The organism is Candidatus Syntrophocurvum alkaliphilum, assembly GCF_009734445.1.
Classification (GTDB): Bacteria; Bacillota; Syntrophomonadia; order Syntrophomonadales; family Syntrophomonadaceae; genus Syntrophocurvum; species Syntrophocurvum alkaliphilum.
On the sequence record NZ_CP046457.1, the window covers coordinates 1,473,514 to 1,493,093 of the forward strand.

Sequence of the window (19,580 nt, forward strand, 5' to 3'; positions counted from 1 at the left end):
CACCTAAAAATACTACTGTTAATAAATTGTTAATTTTGTACAAATAATTGTCTTGCTTCACTCAATAAATAGAATGAACCTGCTATTAGAAGATATTCGCCTGTTCCCACCAAACTAAATCCTTTTTCAACTGCTCGTTGTATATTTTCTTCTACTATAAATTTAATATGCGGAAATTCCTGTTGCCAAATAAAGGCTATATTATGCCAATTACTAGACCTATGACTCTTAGGTTTCGTAATTATACAAATTTTTGTTTTGTTCCCCAATGGTTTTAAGTTTTCTTGGATATCCTTATCATCAAGAAATCCACATACTAAAACTTTCTTTTTATTAGGTAGCAATGTCTCAAGTGATCTTGCTAAAGCCTGTGACCCTTGTGGATTATGAGCAACATCAACTATTACAAGAGGATTATTACTAACTATCTCTAAACGACCGGGGTGTTTTAATGAAGGGAATGTTTTAGCTATTATTTCATTAGTAATCTTATACCCATTGTTTTTTAGTATTTCTAATACTAAAATGGAGACAGAAATATTGGTAAGCTGGAAATCCCCTAGTAACGAAATTTTAACCGATTCTATATTAATACTTAATCCTTTAATATCAATAGTAAATCCGGATAAATCTGGGGGTTTAAGAAGTTTTATTTTTATTTCATTGGCATGAAATAAGCGTGCATTTAATTGTGTCGCCCTTTTCCTTATAACACTAAGTGCATCATCATTTATTTCCCCAGTTACTACTGGTACATTTGTTTTTATTATACCCGCTTTGTTATGTGCAATCTCCTTTAAGGTATCACCTAAATATTGAGTATGATCACACCCTATGCTTGTTATAACAGATACTAAAGGAGATTCAATTACATTTGTTGAATCATATATTCCACCCATACCCACTTCTAAAATAGCTATATCTACCTTGTAATCTTTAAAACACTTTAAGGCTATAGCAGTCAATATTTCAAACTCAGTAGGATACTCATGACCTTCATCCTCTAGACTTTTTGCATGATTTTTAACATTATACAAATAGTCCATAAGTATACTAGGCTCTATTTCATATTCATTAATAGTTATTCTTTCAAAATACGAGTATAGATGGGGTGAAGTAAATCTACCCACTTTATATCCCGCAGCTGATAAAACACTTCCAACTATTAGCGATGTAGAACCCTTTCCATTAGTACCCGCAATATGTATACATTTTAGGTCCCGTTCTGGATTCCCAAGTTTTTTCAGTAACTGCTTAATCCTGTCTAATCCCGGCTTGCTTCCAAATAAACTTAATTCTGCAAGCTCCTTTTCTACTTGCCTTTTAATATCTGTAGACGATTTAATATACCCTCTTTCTTTAAATTTGCTTCTTGTGCTTTAGCCTTTTCTTTTTCAATAACTTCTGCTGGTGCACGAGATATAAAGTTTTCATTATTTAACTTTGCATTTGCCTTTTCATAATCTTTAAGTGAATTGTTTAATTCTTTTTCAAGTCTAGCTATTTCCTTTTTTACATCAATTATTCCTTCTAATGGCACATATATCTCCGCAAACGCAGTCACTGCTGATGCAGCTTGTCCTGGCTTATTTTCGAGTTTATTTACTACTTCTACATTTAACATATTAGCCAAATCTAAAATGTAATCTTTATTTGCTTCTACATTTTCTCTTTTTGTTTCATCAGGTATTACAATTATACTAGATATTTTAGAGCTTGGATTTACATTGAATTCAGCTCTTATATTTCTAGTAAGCCTAATTAATCGCATTAAATCATTCATGTTTTCCACTGCAACATCATCTATTAATTGGTTATTTACTATTGGCCATCTGTCTAACATAATTGTATTATTATGACCCGGTAAGTTTTGATATATTTCTTCAGTAATAAATGGCATAAATGGATGAAGAAGTTTTAAAATGCCCATTAAGGTATTTCTTAATACATTTTTTACTACTAGCTTTTCTTTAGTGTTATTATTAAACAACCTTGGTTTTGCCAGTTCTATATACCAGTCACAAAACTCGTCCCAGATAAATTCATAAAGCCCACTTGCAGCCTCACCTATATCATAGCTTTCTAATAACTTTGTTACCTGTTCAGCTTTAGTATTAAATCTAGAAATAATCCATTTATCCACTAGTTCAAGTTCATCATAGTTTATATCAATTTCCTTAAAATCATCGAGATTCATAAGAACAAACCTAGAAGCATTCCAAATTTTATTAGCAAAGTTACGTGTATTTTCTACCTTCTCCCAATGAAAACGCACATCATTACCAGGAGTAACACCAGTTATAAGTGAAAAGCGCAAGGTATCTGCACCATATTTATCTATTACCTCAATTGGATCAATACCATTATCAAGAGATTTACTCATTTTTCTTCCTTGTCCATCTAGAATCAAACCATGAATATTAACATCTCTAAAAGGGACATCATCAGTATGCTCTATACCAGAAAATATCATCCTAGCTACCCAGAAGAAAATTATGTCCCTGCCAGTAACTAGAACACTAGTTGGATAAAAACATTCTATATCTTTAGTACTTTCTGGCCATCCTAAGGTTGAAAAAGGCCATAAGGCACTACTAAACCAAGTATCAAGAACATCTTCATCCTGTATTAGCTGTAGTGAATCACATTGATTACAGTTTGCTGGATCTTCCTTACTACAAATAACTTCTCCACATTCTTGGCAGTACCAAACAGGAATTCTATGTCCCCACCATAACTGACGAGAAATACACCAATCTCTTATATTCTCCATCCAATTAATATATGTTTTGGTAAATCGCTCCGGGATAAAATTTATTTCACCATTTTCTACTTTCTCTATAGCAGGTTTTGCCAGTGGTTCCATTTTAACAAACCATTGCTTTGAAACCATTGGTTCAATGATATTAGCACAGCGTTGACAATGTCCAAGTGAATGCATATGATCATCAATATTTATTAATAGTTCTTGATCCTTTAATATTTCAATTAGTTTCTTACGACATTCATATCGATCCATTCCTTTAAAAATCCCAGCATTATCATTCATTTTAGCAGTTTCATCCATTACAACTAATTGTTCTAAATTATGTCTTAATCCCATTTCAAAATCATTAGGATCATGAGCCGGTGTAACTTTAACTACACCTGTTCCGAAATCTTTATCTACATACTCATCTGCAAAAATAGGTATTTTTCTGTTGATTATTGGAAGTATAACCTGTTTTCCTATAAGATGGTTGTATCTATCATCTTCTAAATGTATAGCAACACCAGTATCCCCTAGCATTGTTTCCGGTCTTGTAGTAGCTACAACCACGTATTCATTACTATCCTCAATAGGGTATTTAATATGCCATAAATGGCCATCGTTTTCTTCATGTTCAACTTCAATATCTGATAGAGCTGTTTGACACTTAGGGCACCAATTAATTATGTAATCACCTTGATAAATAAGCCCGTCTTCATACAAGTTTACAAAAACCTCTCGTACCGCTCTAGAACAACCCTCATCCATAGTAAATCTCTCCCTAGTCCAATCACAAGAAGAGCCTAGTAAGCAAAGCTGATTTGTTATCCTATCACCATAAAGATTTTTCCATTCCCATACTTTTTCTAAAAACTTTTCTCTGCCTAGCTCATGCTTGTTTAAACCTTCTTGAGCTAAAGATTCTTCAACTCTCGCCTGAGTTGCGATGCCTGCATGATCAGTACCTGGAAGCCATAACGTATTATAGCCTTGCATTCTTCGCCAACGGGTTAAAATATCTTGTATAGTATTATCTAATGCATGTCCTAAATGTAGAGATCCTGTTACATTTGGTGGTGGCATGACTATAGAAAACGGTTCTTTTGTATAATCATTATCTGGAGTAAAACAATTATTTTCCATCCAAAATTTATACCATTTTCCTTCAACATTTGATGAATTGTATACAGTAGGCAAACTATGATTATTAGACATATATATAAACCTCCTCATTAAATCTATATAATAATATTATTTACCATTATTGCTACATTTTAAATTGTACTTAAAAACACTACTGGTGTGCAAGTTATATAGTCACTTCTTGTTAAAGACAGTAATTGGTGTAGTGTTAATCCAAGTGAGCATTTATAAGGAGAGTAATACATGATGTCTATTTTTACGTGTTATTCCACCTAATTCTTCTACTGTAACTCGCCCTTTTCCACGTACTGATATAAGATCTTTTTCATTAACTATATGTGAATTTTTTATAATAGTCTTTTGATTCACTTTTACATACTCACCGCTTATAAGCCGAGAAGAATCTGACCTGGGCATATTAAAAGCTGCTGATACTACTGCATCTAAACGTAGTGAAGGTATCGTGGTTTTTATATATTTTTTTCCTGGATTTATGTACTCAAATTCCCCAAAAAATTGTTGCAAACGAACAGTAAGTTTCTTAACTTTAGTTAAGTTTATAATTATATAATCTACAAGCAAAGAATCCACAAATAGATATGCACTACCATTTTGTATAACTATATCCCCTAACTTTTCACGCTTAATACCTAAATTAAGTAGTGCTCCTAGGTAATCACGATGTTCTAAATAACCATTTTTACCTATTGGTTTAATTTCAATACATTTAATTAAGTTATCTGGGTTTTCTTGCCATTGAGGAGATATAATTAAGCGTTTTCTTTCTGCTTCTGAAAAACCACCATAAAAAAAATAATCAAAGTTAGTGTTTTTAATATAATTTATTACTAATGAGGCTAGCTCTTGCTGCCTAAGGTCTAAAAAATCACTAACTACTACATTACCTCTAGAAGCCTGTTTACATAAATCTTGAATTCTAGAAATTAGTATTTTTTCTTCCACATTTTGCACCTGTGTCAAAATAAAATTGTTTATTTTAATCACCTACTTTTATTGACTCTTAAATTTTATTATATATACGTTATAGTAGATTGCTTTCTAACACATTTTTAAGGTATATTGAAGTAGTGTTTAACTATATGCTAATCTTAACATGTAAAAAATATAAGTGGGTGAAGATTTATGAGTACAAAAGATATAGGTAGAAATGATCCTTGCCCTTGTGGAAGTGGGAAAAAGTATAAAAAATGTTGCTTAGAATTAAAGGACATAGTTGATGTGCCTGTAGATGATACATTTAACTTTTATAATCAATTACTATCTGTTCTAAAGCTAAAGCTTGATAGTTATTACAATACTGAAATAAAAAAACACCGTAAAGATTCTCTATCTCGCTTTGTGAGATTTACTGTAGATAAAGATTTATCCCAAGATAATGAATCTTTTTATTCTGACTGGCTCTGGTTTGATAAGCCTTTTAAAAACAATCAGAGTTTAGGTTGTTTATATATGAATGAAAATGGGAAATATATTGAAGATAAACTTTTAAACTGCTTAAACTCTTTAAACAACTCCTATTTATCCGTTTTTAAAGCTGTTAAATCTAAGGATAAGTCATTGTTTGTCTATGATATTATCTTAGAAAAAGATTATAGCTTAGTTTTAAAAGAACCTTTAGAGTTAGACCTTTTTAAAAATGACATCCTACTATTAGGAAGAATTTTAACAATTGATGATGTCAATATGTTTTCAGGTATGGTATTAATGCTTAAAAATGAAAATAATCAAGAAGCTTTTATTAAAAACCATATAAAATACCTTAGTGATTTACACCCAAGAGAAAGCTTAATCGAAATATTAAAAGAAAAAGCTGATATAGTTTATGGCATATTTGATCATGCATGTAGAAAGAAATTTATAAATTTAAATGATATTCGTTTAGCAAGCTTAGATGAAGATAAATATTTATCTTTGATCGAAATACTAGATAAGTCTGATCAGATAGAATTTGTTCATGATATTAATAATTATAAATGGTATAAACCTAAAGAAGATAAGTATGGTTATGTTAGAATAGCACTACAAAGTGATAAAGTTATTTTGTCTGCTGATGTATTAGAAGATATAACTTATCTACAAGACCTCATAGCAAACACTATTAATCCTAAAGAATTTATTTTAATCAGCAGTTTCTTTTCTGCTAAACCGCCTGACGCTAAATATAACCAAGTTTGGTTTGATATATTAAAAGACCAAGAAACAGAAGCATGGTTAAATGCGCCACACAGTGAATTCGAAAATAAAACACCTCTTGAATTATTACAAGAAGATAAAGGAAAAACTGAATTAAAGAATATGATTAATTCCTTGTATAACTCAGTTAGTGATGAACAAAAAGAATTATTAGAATATATGTTACAAAGAATAGAAAAAACCTCATAAATATATACCCGTTGTTTTAAGATATATAATCTAACAACGGGTTTTTTCTAGCCAATTATCTCTGATATTGCTTCTTTTACCTCACTTACTCCTTCACCGTTTTGCGCTGAAAAGCAAATTGGCTCAAAATCTAAGTTAAGATTCAATTTTATTGGTTTAAGATGTTTTAATCTAGCACCTTTAGAAATTTTGTCTGCTTTAGTTACTACAACTAAAACAGGTAGACCAAAATGTAGTAACCATTCTTGCATTAAAATATCATCTTCACTAGGTGGGTGTCTGATATCAATTAATTGTATTACTCCTTTTAACTGTTTGCGTTGACTTAGATATTTTTCAATCATTTTTTTCCATTTTGCTTTTTCAGTTTTGGATACTTTTGCATATCCATAACCCGGTAGATCTACAAAATAAAATTCATTATTTATAATATAGTAGTTTATGGTCCGGGTTTTACCTGGTGTTGAACTTGATTTAGCTAAATTTTTTCTATTTACAACCTTATTAATTAAGGATGATTTTCCTACATTTGATCTCCCAACTAAAGCAATTTCAGGCATATCTTCTTCTGGCAAAGATTTAATATCAACAAAAATGCCTGCTAATTCTGCTGTTTTAATATTCACTTACTTTCACACCTTACTTTTCTTGATCAGAATTTACAAGCGTATTTGATAAAACTTCATCCATATGGCCAACCAAGACAATCTTAATTTTTTTCTTAACATTTTCAGGTATTTCATCTAAGTCTTTTTTGTTATCTTGAGGTAATATAACTGTGTTAATTCCAGCCCTATGAGCAGCTAAAACTTTTTCTTTTATTCCACCTATAGGTAAAACTCTACCTCTTAAAGTTATTTCACCAGTCATTGCTACATCATTTCTAACAGCAATATTAGACATAGCTGAAGCTAGTGCAGTAGCGATAGTAATACCTGCAGATGGACCATCTTTAGGAATTGCACCTTCAGGCACATGTATATGAACATCATAGTTTTCTATAATTTCAGTTGTAATACCTAATTCTTCTGCTTTAGCTTTAACATATGTTAATCCAGCTTGGGCAGACTCCTTCATAACATCGCCTAGCTTCCCAGTTAAAGTAAGCTTTCCTTTTCCCTTTAATAGTGCTATTTCTATAGATAATATATCTCCACCAGTTTCTGTCCATGCTAATCCCGTAGCTACTCCTACTTGTTTTTCTTTTTCTGCCATGCCATATCTATATTTAGGTATTCCCAAAAACTTAGGGATATTATTAGCTGTAATGTTTATAGATGTCTTTTTATCCTTAACTACTTCACGCGCTACTTTACGACAAGCTGATGCTATCTGTCTTTCTAAGTTTCTTACACCAGCCTCTCTTGTGTATTCTCTAATAATTTTTCGAAGCGCTCCTTCTGAAATATTAATATTATCAATTTTTAATCCATGTTCTTTTATTTGTTTGGTAACTAGATATTCATTTGCAATACATACTTTATCTTCTTCTGTATAACCTGCTATTTCTATAACTTCCATTCTATCTAACAACGCTCTTGGTATATTATAAGTTGAATTAGCAGTAGTAATAAACATTACTTTCGATAAATCAAATGATGTTTCTAAGTAATGATCACTAAATGTTGAGTTTTGCTCTGGATCTAAAACTTCTAATAATGCAGATGCTGGATCTCCTCTAAAATCCATAGTCATTTTATCAATTTCATCTAAAAGAAAAACTGGATTTCGAGAACCCGCCTGCTTCATTCCTTGTATAACTCTTCCTGGCATTGAACCTACATACGTTCTTCTGTGCCCTCTTATTTCTGCTTCATCTCGCACACCACCTAGTGACATGCGTACAAATTTACGCCCTAGTGAACGTGCAACTGATTTTCCCAATGAAGTTTTACCAACACCAGGAGGCCCAACTAAGCATAATATTGGTCCTTTCATTTTCTTTGCTAGTTTACGTATAGCCAAATATTCAATTATTCTTTCCTTTGGTTTTTCTAAACCATAATGATCTTCATCTAAAATTCTTTCAGCTACATTTAAATCCAACCTATCTCTTGTCTCTATTGACCAAGGCAAAGAGAGCATCCAGTCTAAATAATTTCTTACTACAACTGCTTCTGCAACCATTGGGGGCATTTTTTCTAATCTTTCTAGTTCTTTGGTCACTTTATCTAAAGCATCTTTAGGCAGTTTAGCTTTGTCTATCCGCTCTCTAAGTTCTTCTAATTCGTTAGCTTTATCGTCTTTTTCACCTAGTTCTTTTTGTATAGCTTTCATTTGCTCTCTTAAATAATATTCTTTTTGAGATTTTTCCATCTGCTTACGTACTCGAACATTTATCTTTCTTTCTAACTCTAAAACTTCCATTTCTTTAGCAATTATTTCGCATAAAAATTCGAGGCGTTTAACAATATCTAATGCCTCTAATATTTCTTGTTTTTCTGTTATTTTTAAATTTAGATGAGAAGCAACTACATCAGCTAACCTACCAGGTTCATCAATTGCTACAACCGAAACAACCGTTTCGGGTGATATTTTTTTGCTCATTCGAACATATTGTTCAAATTCATGAATTAGAGTTCGCATTAAGGCTTCAGTTTCAGAAGTTTTCTTGTCTTCAATATCCTTATGTTCGTCTATTTCAACTTCAATAAACTGATCATTAGATATATATTCTTTAAGTATAGAGCGGTGTAGTCCTTCGACTAATACACGCATTGTTCCACCAGGCATTTTTAACACCTGTTTAATTTCTGCTACAGTACCTACTTGATAAATATCTTCTATAGAAGGATCATCAGTTTGCGCTTCTTTTTGTGTTGCTAGAAAAATTTCCTTTTTATCTAACATCGCTTCTTCTATAGCATTTATAGATTTTTTCCTTCCCACATCTAGATGAATAACTGTATATGGAAAAACAATTACACCTCTAAGTGGTAACATTGGTATTTGACGATAAGTTTTTTCATTTTCCTGCTGCAAAAAAACACCTCCAGCAAATTATATTCTACTATATATTGGTCATTATCAGCAAGAACGGGATTTTTAAAGATATTTTAATAAATATATTAATAACTTATTATAACGAAACCTTTTGAACATTTGTATTATTTTCAACTACAATATGATTAAAAACTTCATTGATATCAGTAACCGGAACAATTTTTATATCTTCAAACTCATCAAATATACTTAAGTAATTATCTTTAGGAATAAGCACTTTTGCTATACCTGCTTTTCTAGCTGCTTCAATTTTACTTACTACACCCCCTACAGGCTTAACCTTACCCTGTACTGATATTTCCCCGGTCATAGCTATCAAATTATTAACTTTTAAGTTTTTACAAGCTGAATAAATTGCTGTAGCTATAGTAATTCCTGCTGAAGACCCATCTATTGGAGTCCCTCCGGGAAAATTTATATGAATGTCATAATTCTTATAATTTAAATTAAAATTATTTTTTAATGTAGTTAATACATTTTCTATCGAGCCTTTAGCCATACTTTTACGCCTTATTGTTCTTTCCCTTCCTCCCACTTCTTCCTCTTCAATTATCCCAGTTACAGTCCAAGTTCCTTTTTCATTGACAGCGCGTTGTGCAGATGCTTCAACTTCAATTAGTGTTCCAGTATTAGCACCGTAAACTGCCAACCCGCTAACAACACCAACTAAAGGTTCATTTTGTGGCCTAATATCAACTCTAGGAGTAAATCTCCCATTATTTAATACTTTTTCAATTATATTTAAATCAATAATTGTCTTTTTTTCAATCATTGCAATACCTGAAGCTAACTGTACAATATTTACAGCCTCTCTACCATTACTAGCATATTTAATCATTTCTTCTAGTGCATCATCTTTTATTTCAAAATTCACCTTGTTTATCGCATTTAAGGTTATTGATTTAATGTCATCTTTATCTAAAGGCTTGAAAAAAACTTCTAAACATCTTGATCTTAAAGCTGGTGGAATTTCTTCAGGCGTTCTTGTTGTAGCTCCTATTAATCTAAAATCTGCTGGAAGTCCATTTTTAAAAATATCATGTATATACAAAGGTATATTTTTATCATTTTCTGAATAATATGCACTTTCTAAAATTACTTTTCTATCCTCTAATACTTTAAGTAATTTATTCATTTGGACTGAATGTAATTCACCTATTTCATCAATGAACAACACCCCTCCGTGAGCTTTTGTACATGCACCTATCTTCGGCTGTGGAATGCCAGCTGTTCCCATTGGACCTGCACCTTGATATATGGGATCATGAACTGAACCTATTAATGGATCCGCAATATTACGCTCGTCAAACCTTGTTATTGTTGCATCTACTTCAACAAAATTAGCATTTTCTTTAAATGGCGACATACTATTTTGTTTTGCCTCTTCTAAAACCAATCTAGCCGCTGCTGTTTTGCCAACACCTGGTGAACCATAAATTATTATATGTTGAGGATTAGGTCCACAAAGTGCAGATCTTAATACATCTACACCTTCCTTTTGACCTATAACATCATTAAAATTAGTAGGTCGGGTCAAACTAGACAAGGGTTCAGTTAAATTGATATTACGCATTTGTTTAAGCTTTAAACTCTCTTTATCAGATTCACGAACTACAACGCTTTTTCTATTCTGTTGATTTTTAAGTAAAGTCCAAAAATATAGACCTATAATAACAGCAAAAAACAGCTGTATTAGATATAAGATTCCGCCATATTGCATAAATAATTCATTCATAGTTTTTTTCCTTTCCTATTAGGATTGATTTTTATTATTCCCTTGATTACCTTATAGGATTAGAAAAAAACACAAGTAAAAAAAGGTAGCATAGCTACCTTTTGAAAATTTCAATTTAAGTTTAAAACTAAAATTTGGTTTCACTGCGAAAAGCTAAACTAGACTATGGAGTGGCTATGCATTTTTATCACGCCACTCATCGGTCTTATCTCCATTTTAGCTTAGCGCAGAATGAAATTTAATTAGTTTACTTTTCTTTTAGCATCAACTGTCACTAGCAGCGGTTTTTCTTTTTTAGCAATTACATCTGTTGTTATAACAACTTTCGTAACATCAATACGAGATGGCACATCATACATGACATCAAGCATAATGTCTTCTATTATTGCTCTTAAACCTCTAGCTCCTGTATTTCTACGTAAGGCTTCCTGAGCTATCGACGATAATGCTTCATCCATAAACTCAAGGTCAACTCCATCAAGTTCAAAAAGTTTTTTATACTGCTTTATTAATGCATTCTTAGGCTCTGATAATATTTGTATTAGTGCCTCTTCATCTAAAGCATCAAGAGTAACTACAATTGGCACACGACCCACAAATTCTGGTATTAAACCATATCTCAGTAAATCCTGAGGTAAAATCATGTCTAGAATTTCCCCAATTTTCTTTTCTTCCTTACTCTTAATATCAGCACCAAATCCCATTATTTTTTGACCAACTCGATCTTGAATTATTTTATCAATTCCTTCAAATGCACCACCACAGACAAATAAAATGTTACTAGTATCTATCTGTATAAACTCTTGATGTGGATGCTTTCTTCCACCTTGAGGAGGAACACTAGCTACTGTACCTTCAAGTATTTTCAACAATGCTTGTTGTACTCCTTCACCAGATACATCTCTAGTAATACTTGGATTATCAGTTTTCCGTGTTATTTTATCAATCTCATCAATATAAACTATTCCTTTTTCAGCTTTTTCTATGTCATAATCAGCTGCTTGGATAAGTTTAAGTAGTATGTTTTCTACATCTTCACCTACATATCCAGCTTCTGTTAATGACGTAGCATCTGCTATAGCAAAAGGAACATTTAAAATTCTTGCAAGGGTTTGTGCTAATAATGTTTTACCACTACCTGTTGGTCCTAACATCATAATGTTACTCTTTTGCAATTCAACATCATCTAGCTTCATACCTAAATTAATCCGTTTATAATGATTATAAACAGCTACTGCTAATGATTTCTTTGCTTCATCTTGACCAATTACGTAATCATCTAAAATACTTCTTATTTCTTGGGGTTTCGGTATATCACCCAGCTCAAAGCCAAAATCATCTGCTAATTCCTCTTCAATAATTTCATTACACAGTTCTATACATTCATCACAAATGTATACACCCGGTCCTGCAACTAATTTTTTGACCTGATCCTGTGTTTTTCCACAGAAGGAACACTTAAGCTGGCCTTTTTCGTCCCCATATTTATGCATAAACTCCACCTCTCTTTGAAAAGGCTATTTAGTGTTCTTTTTAGGATGTATTAGTACTTCATCAATAATACCATACTCTTTAGCTTCCTTTGCAGACATAAAATAATCCCTTTCTGTATCTTTTTGGATTCTCTCTAATGGTTGCCCAGTTCTTTCGGAAAGGATTCTGTTTAAATCCTCTTTCATTCTAATAATTCTTTTAGCGTGTATCTCTATATCTGTTGCCTGACCTTGAGTACCTCCGAGGGGTTGATGTATCATTATTTCTGAATTTGGTAGTGCAAACCTTTTACCCTCTGCTCCAGCGCCTAGTAAGAATGCTCCCATACTTGCTGCCATTCCAACACATATAGTAGTTACATCTGGCTTGATATATTGAACAGTATCATATATAGCCATACCTGCACTTATTGATCCACCAGGACTGTTTATATATAATGATATATCTTTATCTGGATCCTCTGCTTCTAAAAACAAGAGTTGTGCAATAACTAAATTGGCTACAGTCTCGTCAATTGCACTGCCTAAAAATATAATACGATCCTTTAACAGTCTTGAGTAAATATCATACGATCTTTCACCGCGATTAGTTTGTTCTACAACCATTGGTACTAGATAAGACATTTTTTCACCCCTTTATTAGAAAACTATTCTTTAGTTTACCTATATATTATTCTTTTTAATCGTCAAGTTCTACTTACTTTATTTCTTCTTTTTCCACTTCTACTTCTTTAATATTTGCATTAGCTACTAGATATTCAACTGCTTTTTCTAACTTAAGTTGAAAAACAACATTGTCCATAACACTTTCTAAACTTTTTTTAGCGTCTTCAAATTCTAGTCCCGTTCTTTCAGCAGTTTCTTTTATGTTTTTATCTATTTCTTCATCTGTTACTTCAATACCTTTTTCCTCAACTATTTTTTCTAACATTAAATTTATACTTGCATTTTTCTTGGCTTGTGGCCATAATTCCTTTTTAAAATCATCCATATTACTATTAGATAATGCTAAATATTGTTCCAATGAGATACCTTGCATACTTAATCTTTGTGAAAACTGGTTTACCATAACATCTAATTGTGATTCAACCAATGCATCTGGTAGTGGAATTTCACATTCTTCAACAGCTAATGATAGCACTTCCTCTTTCATTTGTTCTGTTTTTGTTTGCTCAGACATTTCATGAAGGCTTTTTCTAATATCATCTTTTAGTTCATCTAAAGTATCAAATTCACTTACTTCTTGTACAAAATCATTATCTAATGGCCTTAATTCTTTCGTTTCTATCTTTTTAACTTTCACCTTAAAAACTGCATCTTGTCCAGCTAGTTCTTCAGCTTGATAGTCTTCAGGAAAAGTAACATTAACATCTTTTTCTTCACCTGATTTTATGCCAACTAACTGTTCCTCAAAACCAGGTATGAAGGTATTTGAACCAAGTTCTAAAGCAAAATCTTCACCTTTTCCACCCTCAAATGCAACATCATCAACAAAGCCTTCAAAATCAATTATTACATTATCACCTAGCTCTGCTGGCTCATCAACTTTTTCTACCATTTGAGCATATCTAGCTCTCATTTCCTCTAGCCTATTATTTACATCCTCTTCTGATACTTCAACTTTTGGTACAGATACTTCTATACCCTCTAGTTTTCCAAGTTCAACATCAGGCTTTATAGCAACCTTAGCATTAAACTTCAATGGTTTACCTGCTTCTATTTCAACAATTTCAAAATCTGGTTGAGCTATAGCTTCTACATTCAATTCATTAACTGCTTGTTCATATGCTTCAGGTATTACAAACTCTAATGCATCTTCATATAAAATTTCTTTTCCATAATGTACTTCTACTAAAGCACGTGGAGCTCTACCTTTTCTAAAACCTGGTATGTTTACCTGCTTGACAATTTTACGATAAGCTTTTTCTAGACCTTCTTCAAATTTTTCAGAATCCACTTCAATGTTTAAATAAGCTTCACTATTTTCTATTTTCTCTAACTTAGCATCCATCTATGCTCCTCCTTATGTATATGGTTTTAATCTCTGGATTTTTTATCATGTAAGATCGATAAAGCTTTCGCTTTCCTACTAATCCAAAATAATCCTTACTAGAATTTAACCTAATTCGATAAAAAACACAACACCCCGGCACGAGCCGAGGCTTATTTTTTATGAAACGGATAAAGAGCTCATGACTTTCGCTTTGTCAGACACTGAGCTACTTCCGCTAACATTTCCCTATAGTTAAGAATAAATAAACTATACATATACAGTCAAGTGTAAATTGCCTTTTTATTCAAAAAAATGCAATTGCAATTATTAATTACTTTGTATCAAAATATAAATTAAGTCTATTTTATTAGATTATACCCTTATGTAACTAGATTAATCATAATTTTATTTTTTTTTGTTTTGCTCAACCTCCTCCATTAAAAGTGTACCGAGCTTAAGTAAAAATATACCTTGGAGTAATTCTAATTCTTCATCTTCAAGTTCATCTTGCCTAAGTAATGCTAAAGATAACTCTGGTTGGTTGTTAAAAAAGGTAGCTAAATCTGATATAAAATATCTTTCTAATTCTTTAGACGTTTTATATATAGTTTCATATTTTCTAAATGCCACTACAATATCAACTGTTTTAAAACTTCTATAAACTTCTTTACTAAATCTAATCAAATCTTTCCCTGGGGGTGCACAAATTAAAATCTTATTATCTTTAACCAATAGATAACCCCATTGGGACATTTGGGTTGAGTTATTACACATCCAGATATAAGCAGTTCTATCTTCATCTTGATGTACTAATTCAAACTGTTTATTATGTCCTATCCTATCAATTGCAAATTGGCTATCATTTATATCTGCAACAAACCAATCAATTTGTATAGGTTGATTCATTAAATCAACCGTATCTTTTTCAACTTCATCTAGTGCCATGAGATAAGCCTTGAGTGCGCATTCCCCTCGTTGTTTCAGATATATATAATCTCCTTCATCAAAAAGATGTAGATTTTCTAAAAGCATATCTAAATACTTATAAAATATATCTGTTAAATCATTCAATAATATAAACATTGGCTCACTAGCCCAAACATATTTACCTAGAGGAAGTACACGAGTTAGTACTATCATACCCGGATCAATATCATCATGAACATCTTTATTGAACCTACCATATACCTCACTTTGCTTACCTGTAAATATATCTTCAAATATTACACTGCTACTCCCTGCAGGTAAAACTCTATATGCTCCTACATAACTAGTCATAAGATTAAATGCAGCTGACCTCAAGTAAGGTTGAAAGCGCTTCGCCTGAGTTTCCCAAAAGAAATTAGCAATAGTTTCTCCTCTATCACTGCGATTATCTAAAACCCTATTATCTAAGTAAAAATCCTTATATTTTTTCTCTTTTCCTTCATCCCAAAATGTAGCTTCCGTATTAATACCTTCATAGAACTCATTGCGAATATCTTCATCGGTTTTTGGCCATCTAGGTTTTATAGCGTATGAAAAGATAGAAAGATATTGTTTTACTTCTTCATAAGCTTCAATCATTTTTCGATAATCTAGTTCATCCCAATTGGGGTAGACCTTGGGCTGTATGCTTATGTCAATAGGATGTTCTGTAAAGTGCTTTATCAATAAATAAATGTTTTTATTTATAATCCCAGGAACCCCTAGCAATTTTTTTAGTGTTCCGCTTTCTTTTTTATCCTCAATACAATATGATAAACAACATTCAATTGATGATACCCAAGCCTTAATTTTTGAAACCTTTGGTCTATAAATAGTGGAATATTCATTCCAAATAAACAATAACCATGCAAGCCTAACCTCGTCTTTTTCATGTTGAGTGTAGTAGTCATATAAACTTATAGCAACTTGATTATAATCATTACTTAACCAATTATAAGAATTAGGATAAAAGCTTAATTCCTGACGTTCTCTATGTTTTTGAACTTTTAATGTAACTGCCTCAGAATCAAGCATTTTTTTGGTGCGACTATTTAATAATCCTATTTTAGTACGGAGTATTTCAATAGGAAAAATACTTTCTTCATTGCTTTTTACACTTAGATCCATATCATTTAATAAATTTTCTAATAAAACTCTGCCTTTAACATCTCTAATAGCTTGTAGAGGGGTCATACCTTCAAGTTCTTCCTGCTGAGTTTCAAGCCATTCTTCTAAATACTTATCATGCATTATTTCTGTTAATAATTCTTCAGCATAATCATCTGATATTGCCGTATATCCATCATACCATTTGTAGTGTGGAAGATTTAAAGCTGATTCTAATGATAATTTCCCTTTAGTTAACTCGGTTGTCTCTTCTGCAGCAATAACAGCTAAAGAAGAATTAACATAAAATCTTAAAAACTTTTTATTTGAAGTTAGTGTAAACTTTAAAAAATTATTGCTTTTTTCAATAAAAGCAAAATCTTTACGGCTTGATATTTTATCTCTTATTTTTTCTAAATTATCATTTAGCAATATTGTTTTCATTTTTATACTTGGTTTTTTGTTGCCACAGCTAACATCTATAATTAGACTGCAAATAACCTGTGAAAACTCTCTGCAAAATAGGTCTATATCTTCAATACCTTCTAAACTTTTTATTGAATTTATTTCATCAATTAAATATCTTTTTTGATCTGAAAATATTACATAAGGGGTTTGGGCAACAATAGCAGTATTTCCAATTTGTACAATACGAGTTAGCAATAATCTACCTTCTTTAATATCCCCTGTTGCATTTCCAAAATCCCTTTCTACAATGTAGGAAATATTATTGAAAATATCTTTAAGTGCAACAGTATTATTTTCTATCCACTCAACTTCAAAAATTGATATATGTGAATTTTTTATAGCTGTTAATATCGGTCTATAGTTGTCGTCAATTATTTCGTCATTTTCGGCTATATAAAAATCTATTATGGGTGAGACATCTTTATAGAATCTATAGTTTATAGCAAACCAAGTTCTAAAAAACGGCATAAAGTTTTCGTTTAGTCCCTCTGTTTGACTATAAGCGAAAAATTTAGCTTTAGCAGCACTTTCCCAACTATAAAAGTATTTAAAAGCATAACTGGTTAAATCTTCTAAAGCTTTATTTATTTGTACCTTATAATTATTTTTTTTACCAAGTGAAAAATGAACTATCTGACCTTTATTTGTCAAATAACAACATTTCTCCCGTTCTATACCACTCCCACAATCACACGGAATCTTTCGTAATGAATCCACCATTAAGCTCCCCTCCATTATAGAATTCCCCCATGAAATTCTATATAAACCCACTGATTTTATGATAAAGAAATTACTAAGTTATAATATATTAGCTATGTTTTCATTTAATATAATAACAAATTTTTTTTTATAAATGTGGATATTATTATAAATAAATTTTATTTGACATAATAAACACAGAATAAAGCAGTCTTTATAACTCTTGTTTAAATATTCACAAAAAAAATGGACAAATATTTGTCCATTTTATAATATTCCAACTAGTAAAATTATTTCATAACTTTTTTATATAAATCTTTTGCTATATAGCCACTGGAAGGATTGTATTCTTTTAATCTTTCAAAGGTAGCTTTAGCCTTATCTATATCGTTATTCTCATAATAAACACACCCTAAAAAATATAAACTATCATCATAATAATTAGTATTAGGAAAATCACTTAAATAGTTTAAATAATATTTTTCTGCCATTTGCAAATCCTTTATTAAGTAGTAACACCTAGCTATATAGTACGCAGCTTCTCTATTTATATAACTCTTTGTATCCATAGCAACTACAACACTAAGATTATTAATAGCTGTTTTATAATCATTAGAAAGATAAGCATCATAACCAGCATCAAAATAATGTCTTTCTTTACTTATATCATAATTAGACCCAGCTAATGTGTCAGCATATTTTTCATCAGTATTACTAGTATTTGAATTAGTAATTGAAGAGACTGCAACTGCTAATTCATTCTTTTGCTGATCTAAACTTTGTGAAAGTTGATTTACTCTATACTCTAAATTGTTTATAACTTCATTGTTAACACGATTGTTATTTAGTGCAAATGCTCCTTGTACTAAAATAGCTACAACTAATACCCCTGCAACTGGCCAAGCCCATTTAACCTTTTTACTATTTGTAGAACTTTGATCAACTGTTTTGTCTATTAATTTATGTTCAGTTTCAAACTTACTTTCTAGTAACTTGTCAGGTTGTAATGATAGATAATCTATTAACTGAGTATTAGACTTATCTAGCTCTAGACCCTTCTCCCAAATTTTACGAGCTTGTATTTTTTCTCCTTGAGCTAAATAACACAAACCTAATAATTGATAAATAGTTATAATTTTATCATTTTCCTTTAAAAGCTGGATTAATTCTTGCTGTGCTGATTCATAACTTTTATTTTCTACTAAATTTAAAGCATTTAGATAACGTTTAATCCAAAAATTAAATGACGGACTCGCAATATAGTTGATCTTATCTTTTGCCTCTTTGTTGTCTGCATCAATTTGTAAAACCTTATACCAAAGCTGTTCTGCTTCTTGCAATTCACCTAAAGTAAAATAACAACTAGCTAATAAGTTCATAATTTCTACATTATTAGGTTCTATCTCCCTAACACTATGCAATTGCTTTAAAGCTTTTGTTAAGTCCCCTTTCAATATGCTATCTAAAGCTTGGTCATATGTTTCATTATTTTCTTTCATACTCTTACCACATCCTTGAAACTTAATTTAATATTATTTCCACATAATATTCCAAAACCCTTCCATGTTTGGAAAAATTTTCTAAATTTTATAAAAAGTTATTAACATTTTTTGCTTTGTAGGAACCAAACTCAATATTAAATATGAAATAGTGATTCTGTTACAAAAAGCAACTACAACAAACTTAAGGCTGAGCAAACATGTTTGCTCAGCCGATTCCATAGTCTAAGTTTAGCTTTTTGAAGTGGCATCAATAGTAAAATAATATATTTTAATTACAAATTAATAATTAATATATACAGTAAAATAAATTTACATAAAA

At 31.2% G+C, this 19,580-nt stretch carries 12 protein-coding genes and 1 pseudogene; 2 read left to right on the top strand and 11 right to left on the bottom strand.

The window, feature by feature from the left end; all coding sequences use genetic code 11:
* Window positions 1-29: 29 nt before the first annotated feature.
* The 3 genes from SYNTR_RS07195 to SYNTR_RS07205 form a co-directional block, all read right to left on the bottom strand.
* Window positions 30-1,346, bottom strand: a complete 1,317-nt coding sequence (locus SYNTR_RS07195) for a Mur ligase family protein (RefSeq protein ID WP_156203884.1) — start codon at window positions 1,344-1,346, stop codon at window positions 30-32.
* Complete coding sequence (locus tag SYNTR_RS07200) at window positions 1,313-3,964, bottom strand: valine--tRNA ligase (protein WP_156203885.1); 2,652 nt, start codon at window positions 3,962-3,964, stop codon at window positions 1,313-1,315. Before SYNTR_RS07200 ends, SYNTR_RS07195 begins: the two co-directional genes overlap by 34 nt.
* A 153-nt stretch (window positions 3,965-4,117) precedes the next feature.
* Complete coding sequence (locus tag SYNTR_RS07205) at window positions 4,118-4,864, bottom strand: YlmH family RNA-binding protein (RefSeq protein WP_243140275.1); 747 nt, start codon at window positions 4,862-4,864, stop codon at window positions 4,118-4,120.
* Window positions 4,865-5,050: 186 nt separating this feature from the next.
* Between SYNTR_RS07205 and SYNTR_RS11770 the strand changes: the two are divergent.
* Together SYNTR_RS11770 and SYNTR_RS11815 are read left to right on the top strand one after the other, a co-directional pair.
* A pseudogene (locus SYNTR_RS11770) lies at window positions 5,051-5,110 on the top strand (SEC-C metal-binding domain-containing protein); the annotation flags it as partial.
* A 21-nt stretch (window positions 5,111-5,131) separates the two neighbouring features.
* The gene (locus tag SYNTR_RS11815; protein ID WP_478210246.1) at window positions 5,132-6,295 is read left to right on the top strand and encodes a DUF7986 domain-containing protein; all 1,164 of its coding nucleotides are present in this window, start codon (window positions 5,132-5,134) and stop codon (window positions 6,293-6,295) included.
* 47 nt (window positions 6,296-6,342) lie between these two features.
* Here SYNTR_RS11815 and yihA read toward each other — a convergent pair whose 3' ends face one another.
* From yihA to SYNTR_RS07250, 8 genes are all read right to left on the bottom strand, one after another.
* Entirely contained in the window at window positions 6,343-6,921 is a 579-nt protein-coding gene (gene yihA / locus SYNTR_RS07215; protein WP_156203887.1) for a ribosome biogenesis GTP-binding protein YihA/YsxC, read from the bottom strand.
* Between the two features lie 13 nt (window positions 6,922-6,934).
* Window positions 6,935-9,238: an endopeptidase La gene (lon, locus tag SYNTR_RS07220; RefSeq protein WP_156204725.1), complete on the bottom strand. Its 2,304-nt coding sequence runs from the start codon at window positions 9,236-9,238 to the stop codon at window positions 6,935-6,937.
* Between the two features lie 136 nt (window positions 9,239-9,374).
* Window positions 9,375-11,033 carry an ATP-dependent protease LonB gene (gene lonB / locus SYNTR_RS07225; RefSeq protein ID WP_156203888.1) on the bottom strand — a complete coding sequence of 553 codons (1,659 nt, stop codon included), beginning with the start codon at window positions 11,031-11,033 and terminating at the stop codon, window positions 9,375-9,377.
* 242 nt (window positions 11,034-11,275) lie between these two features.
* The gene (gene clpX, locus SYNTR_RS07230; RefSeq protein WP_156203889.1) at window positions 11,276-12,526 is read right to left on the bottom strand and encodes an ATP-dependent protease ATP-binding subunit ClpX; all 1,251 of its coding nucleotides are present in this window, start codon (window positions 12,524-12,526) and stop codon (window positions 11,276-11,278) included.
* A 24-nt stretch (window positions 12,527-12,550) separates the two neighbouring features.
* Window positions 12,551-13,150 (bottom strand): ATP-dependent Clp endopeptidase proteolytic subunit ClpP, encoded by a 600-nt coding sequence (gene clpP, locus SYNTR_RS07235; protein WP_156203890.1) that lies wholly within the window; start codon window positions 13,148-13,150, stop codon window positions 12,551-12,553.
* 73 nt (window positions 13,151-13,223) lie between these two features.
* Window positions 13,224-14,537 (bottom strand): trigger factor, encoded by a 1,314-nt coding sequence (gene tig, locus SYNTR_RS07240; RefSeq protein ID WP_156203891.1) that lies wholly within the window; start codon window positions 14,535-14,537, stop codon window positions 13,224-13,226.
* Window positions 14,538-14,924: 387 nt separating this feature from the next.
* A complete protein-coding gene (locus SYNTR_RS07245; protein WP_156203892.1) occupies window positions 14,925-17,780 on the bottom strand; it encodes a DUF7986 domain-containing protein in 2,856 nt (951 codons plus the stop codon).
* Window positions 17,781-18,049: 269 nt separating this feature from the next.
* Window positions 18,050-19,258, bottom strand: coding sequence for a tetratricopeptide repeat protein (locus SYNTR_RS07250; RefSeq protein ID WP_156203893.1), 1,209 nt, complete (start codon window positions 19,256-19,258; stop codon window positions 18,050-18,052).
* Between the last annotated feature and the right edge of the window lie 322 nt (window positions 19,259-19,580).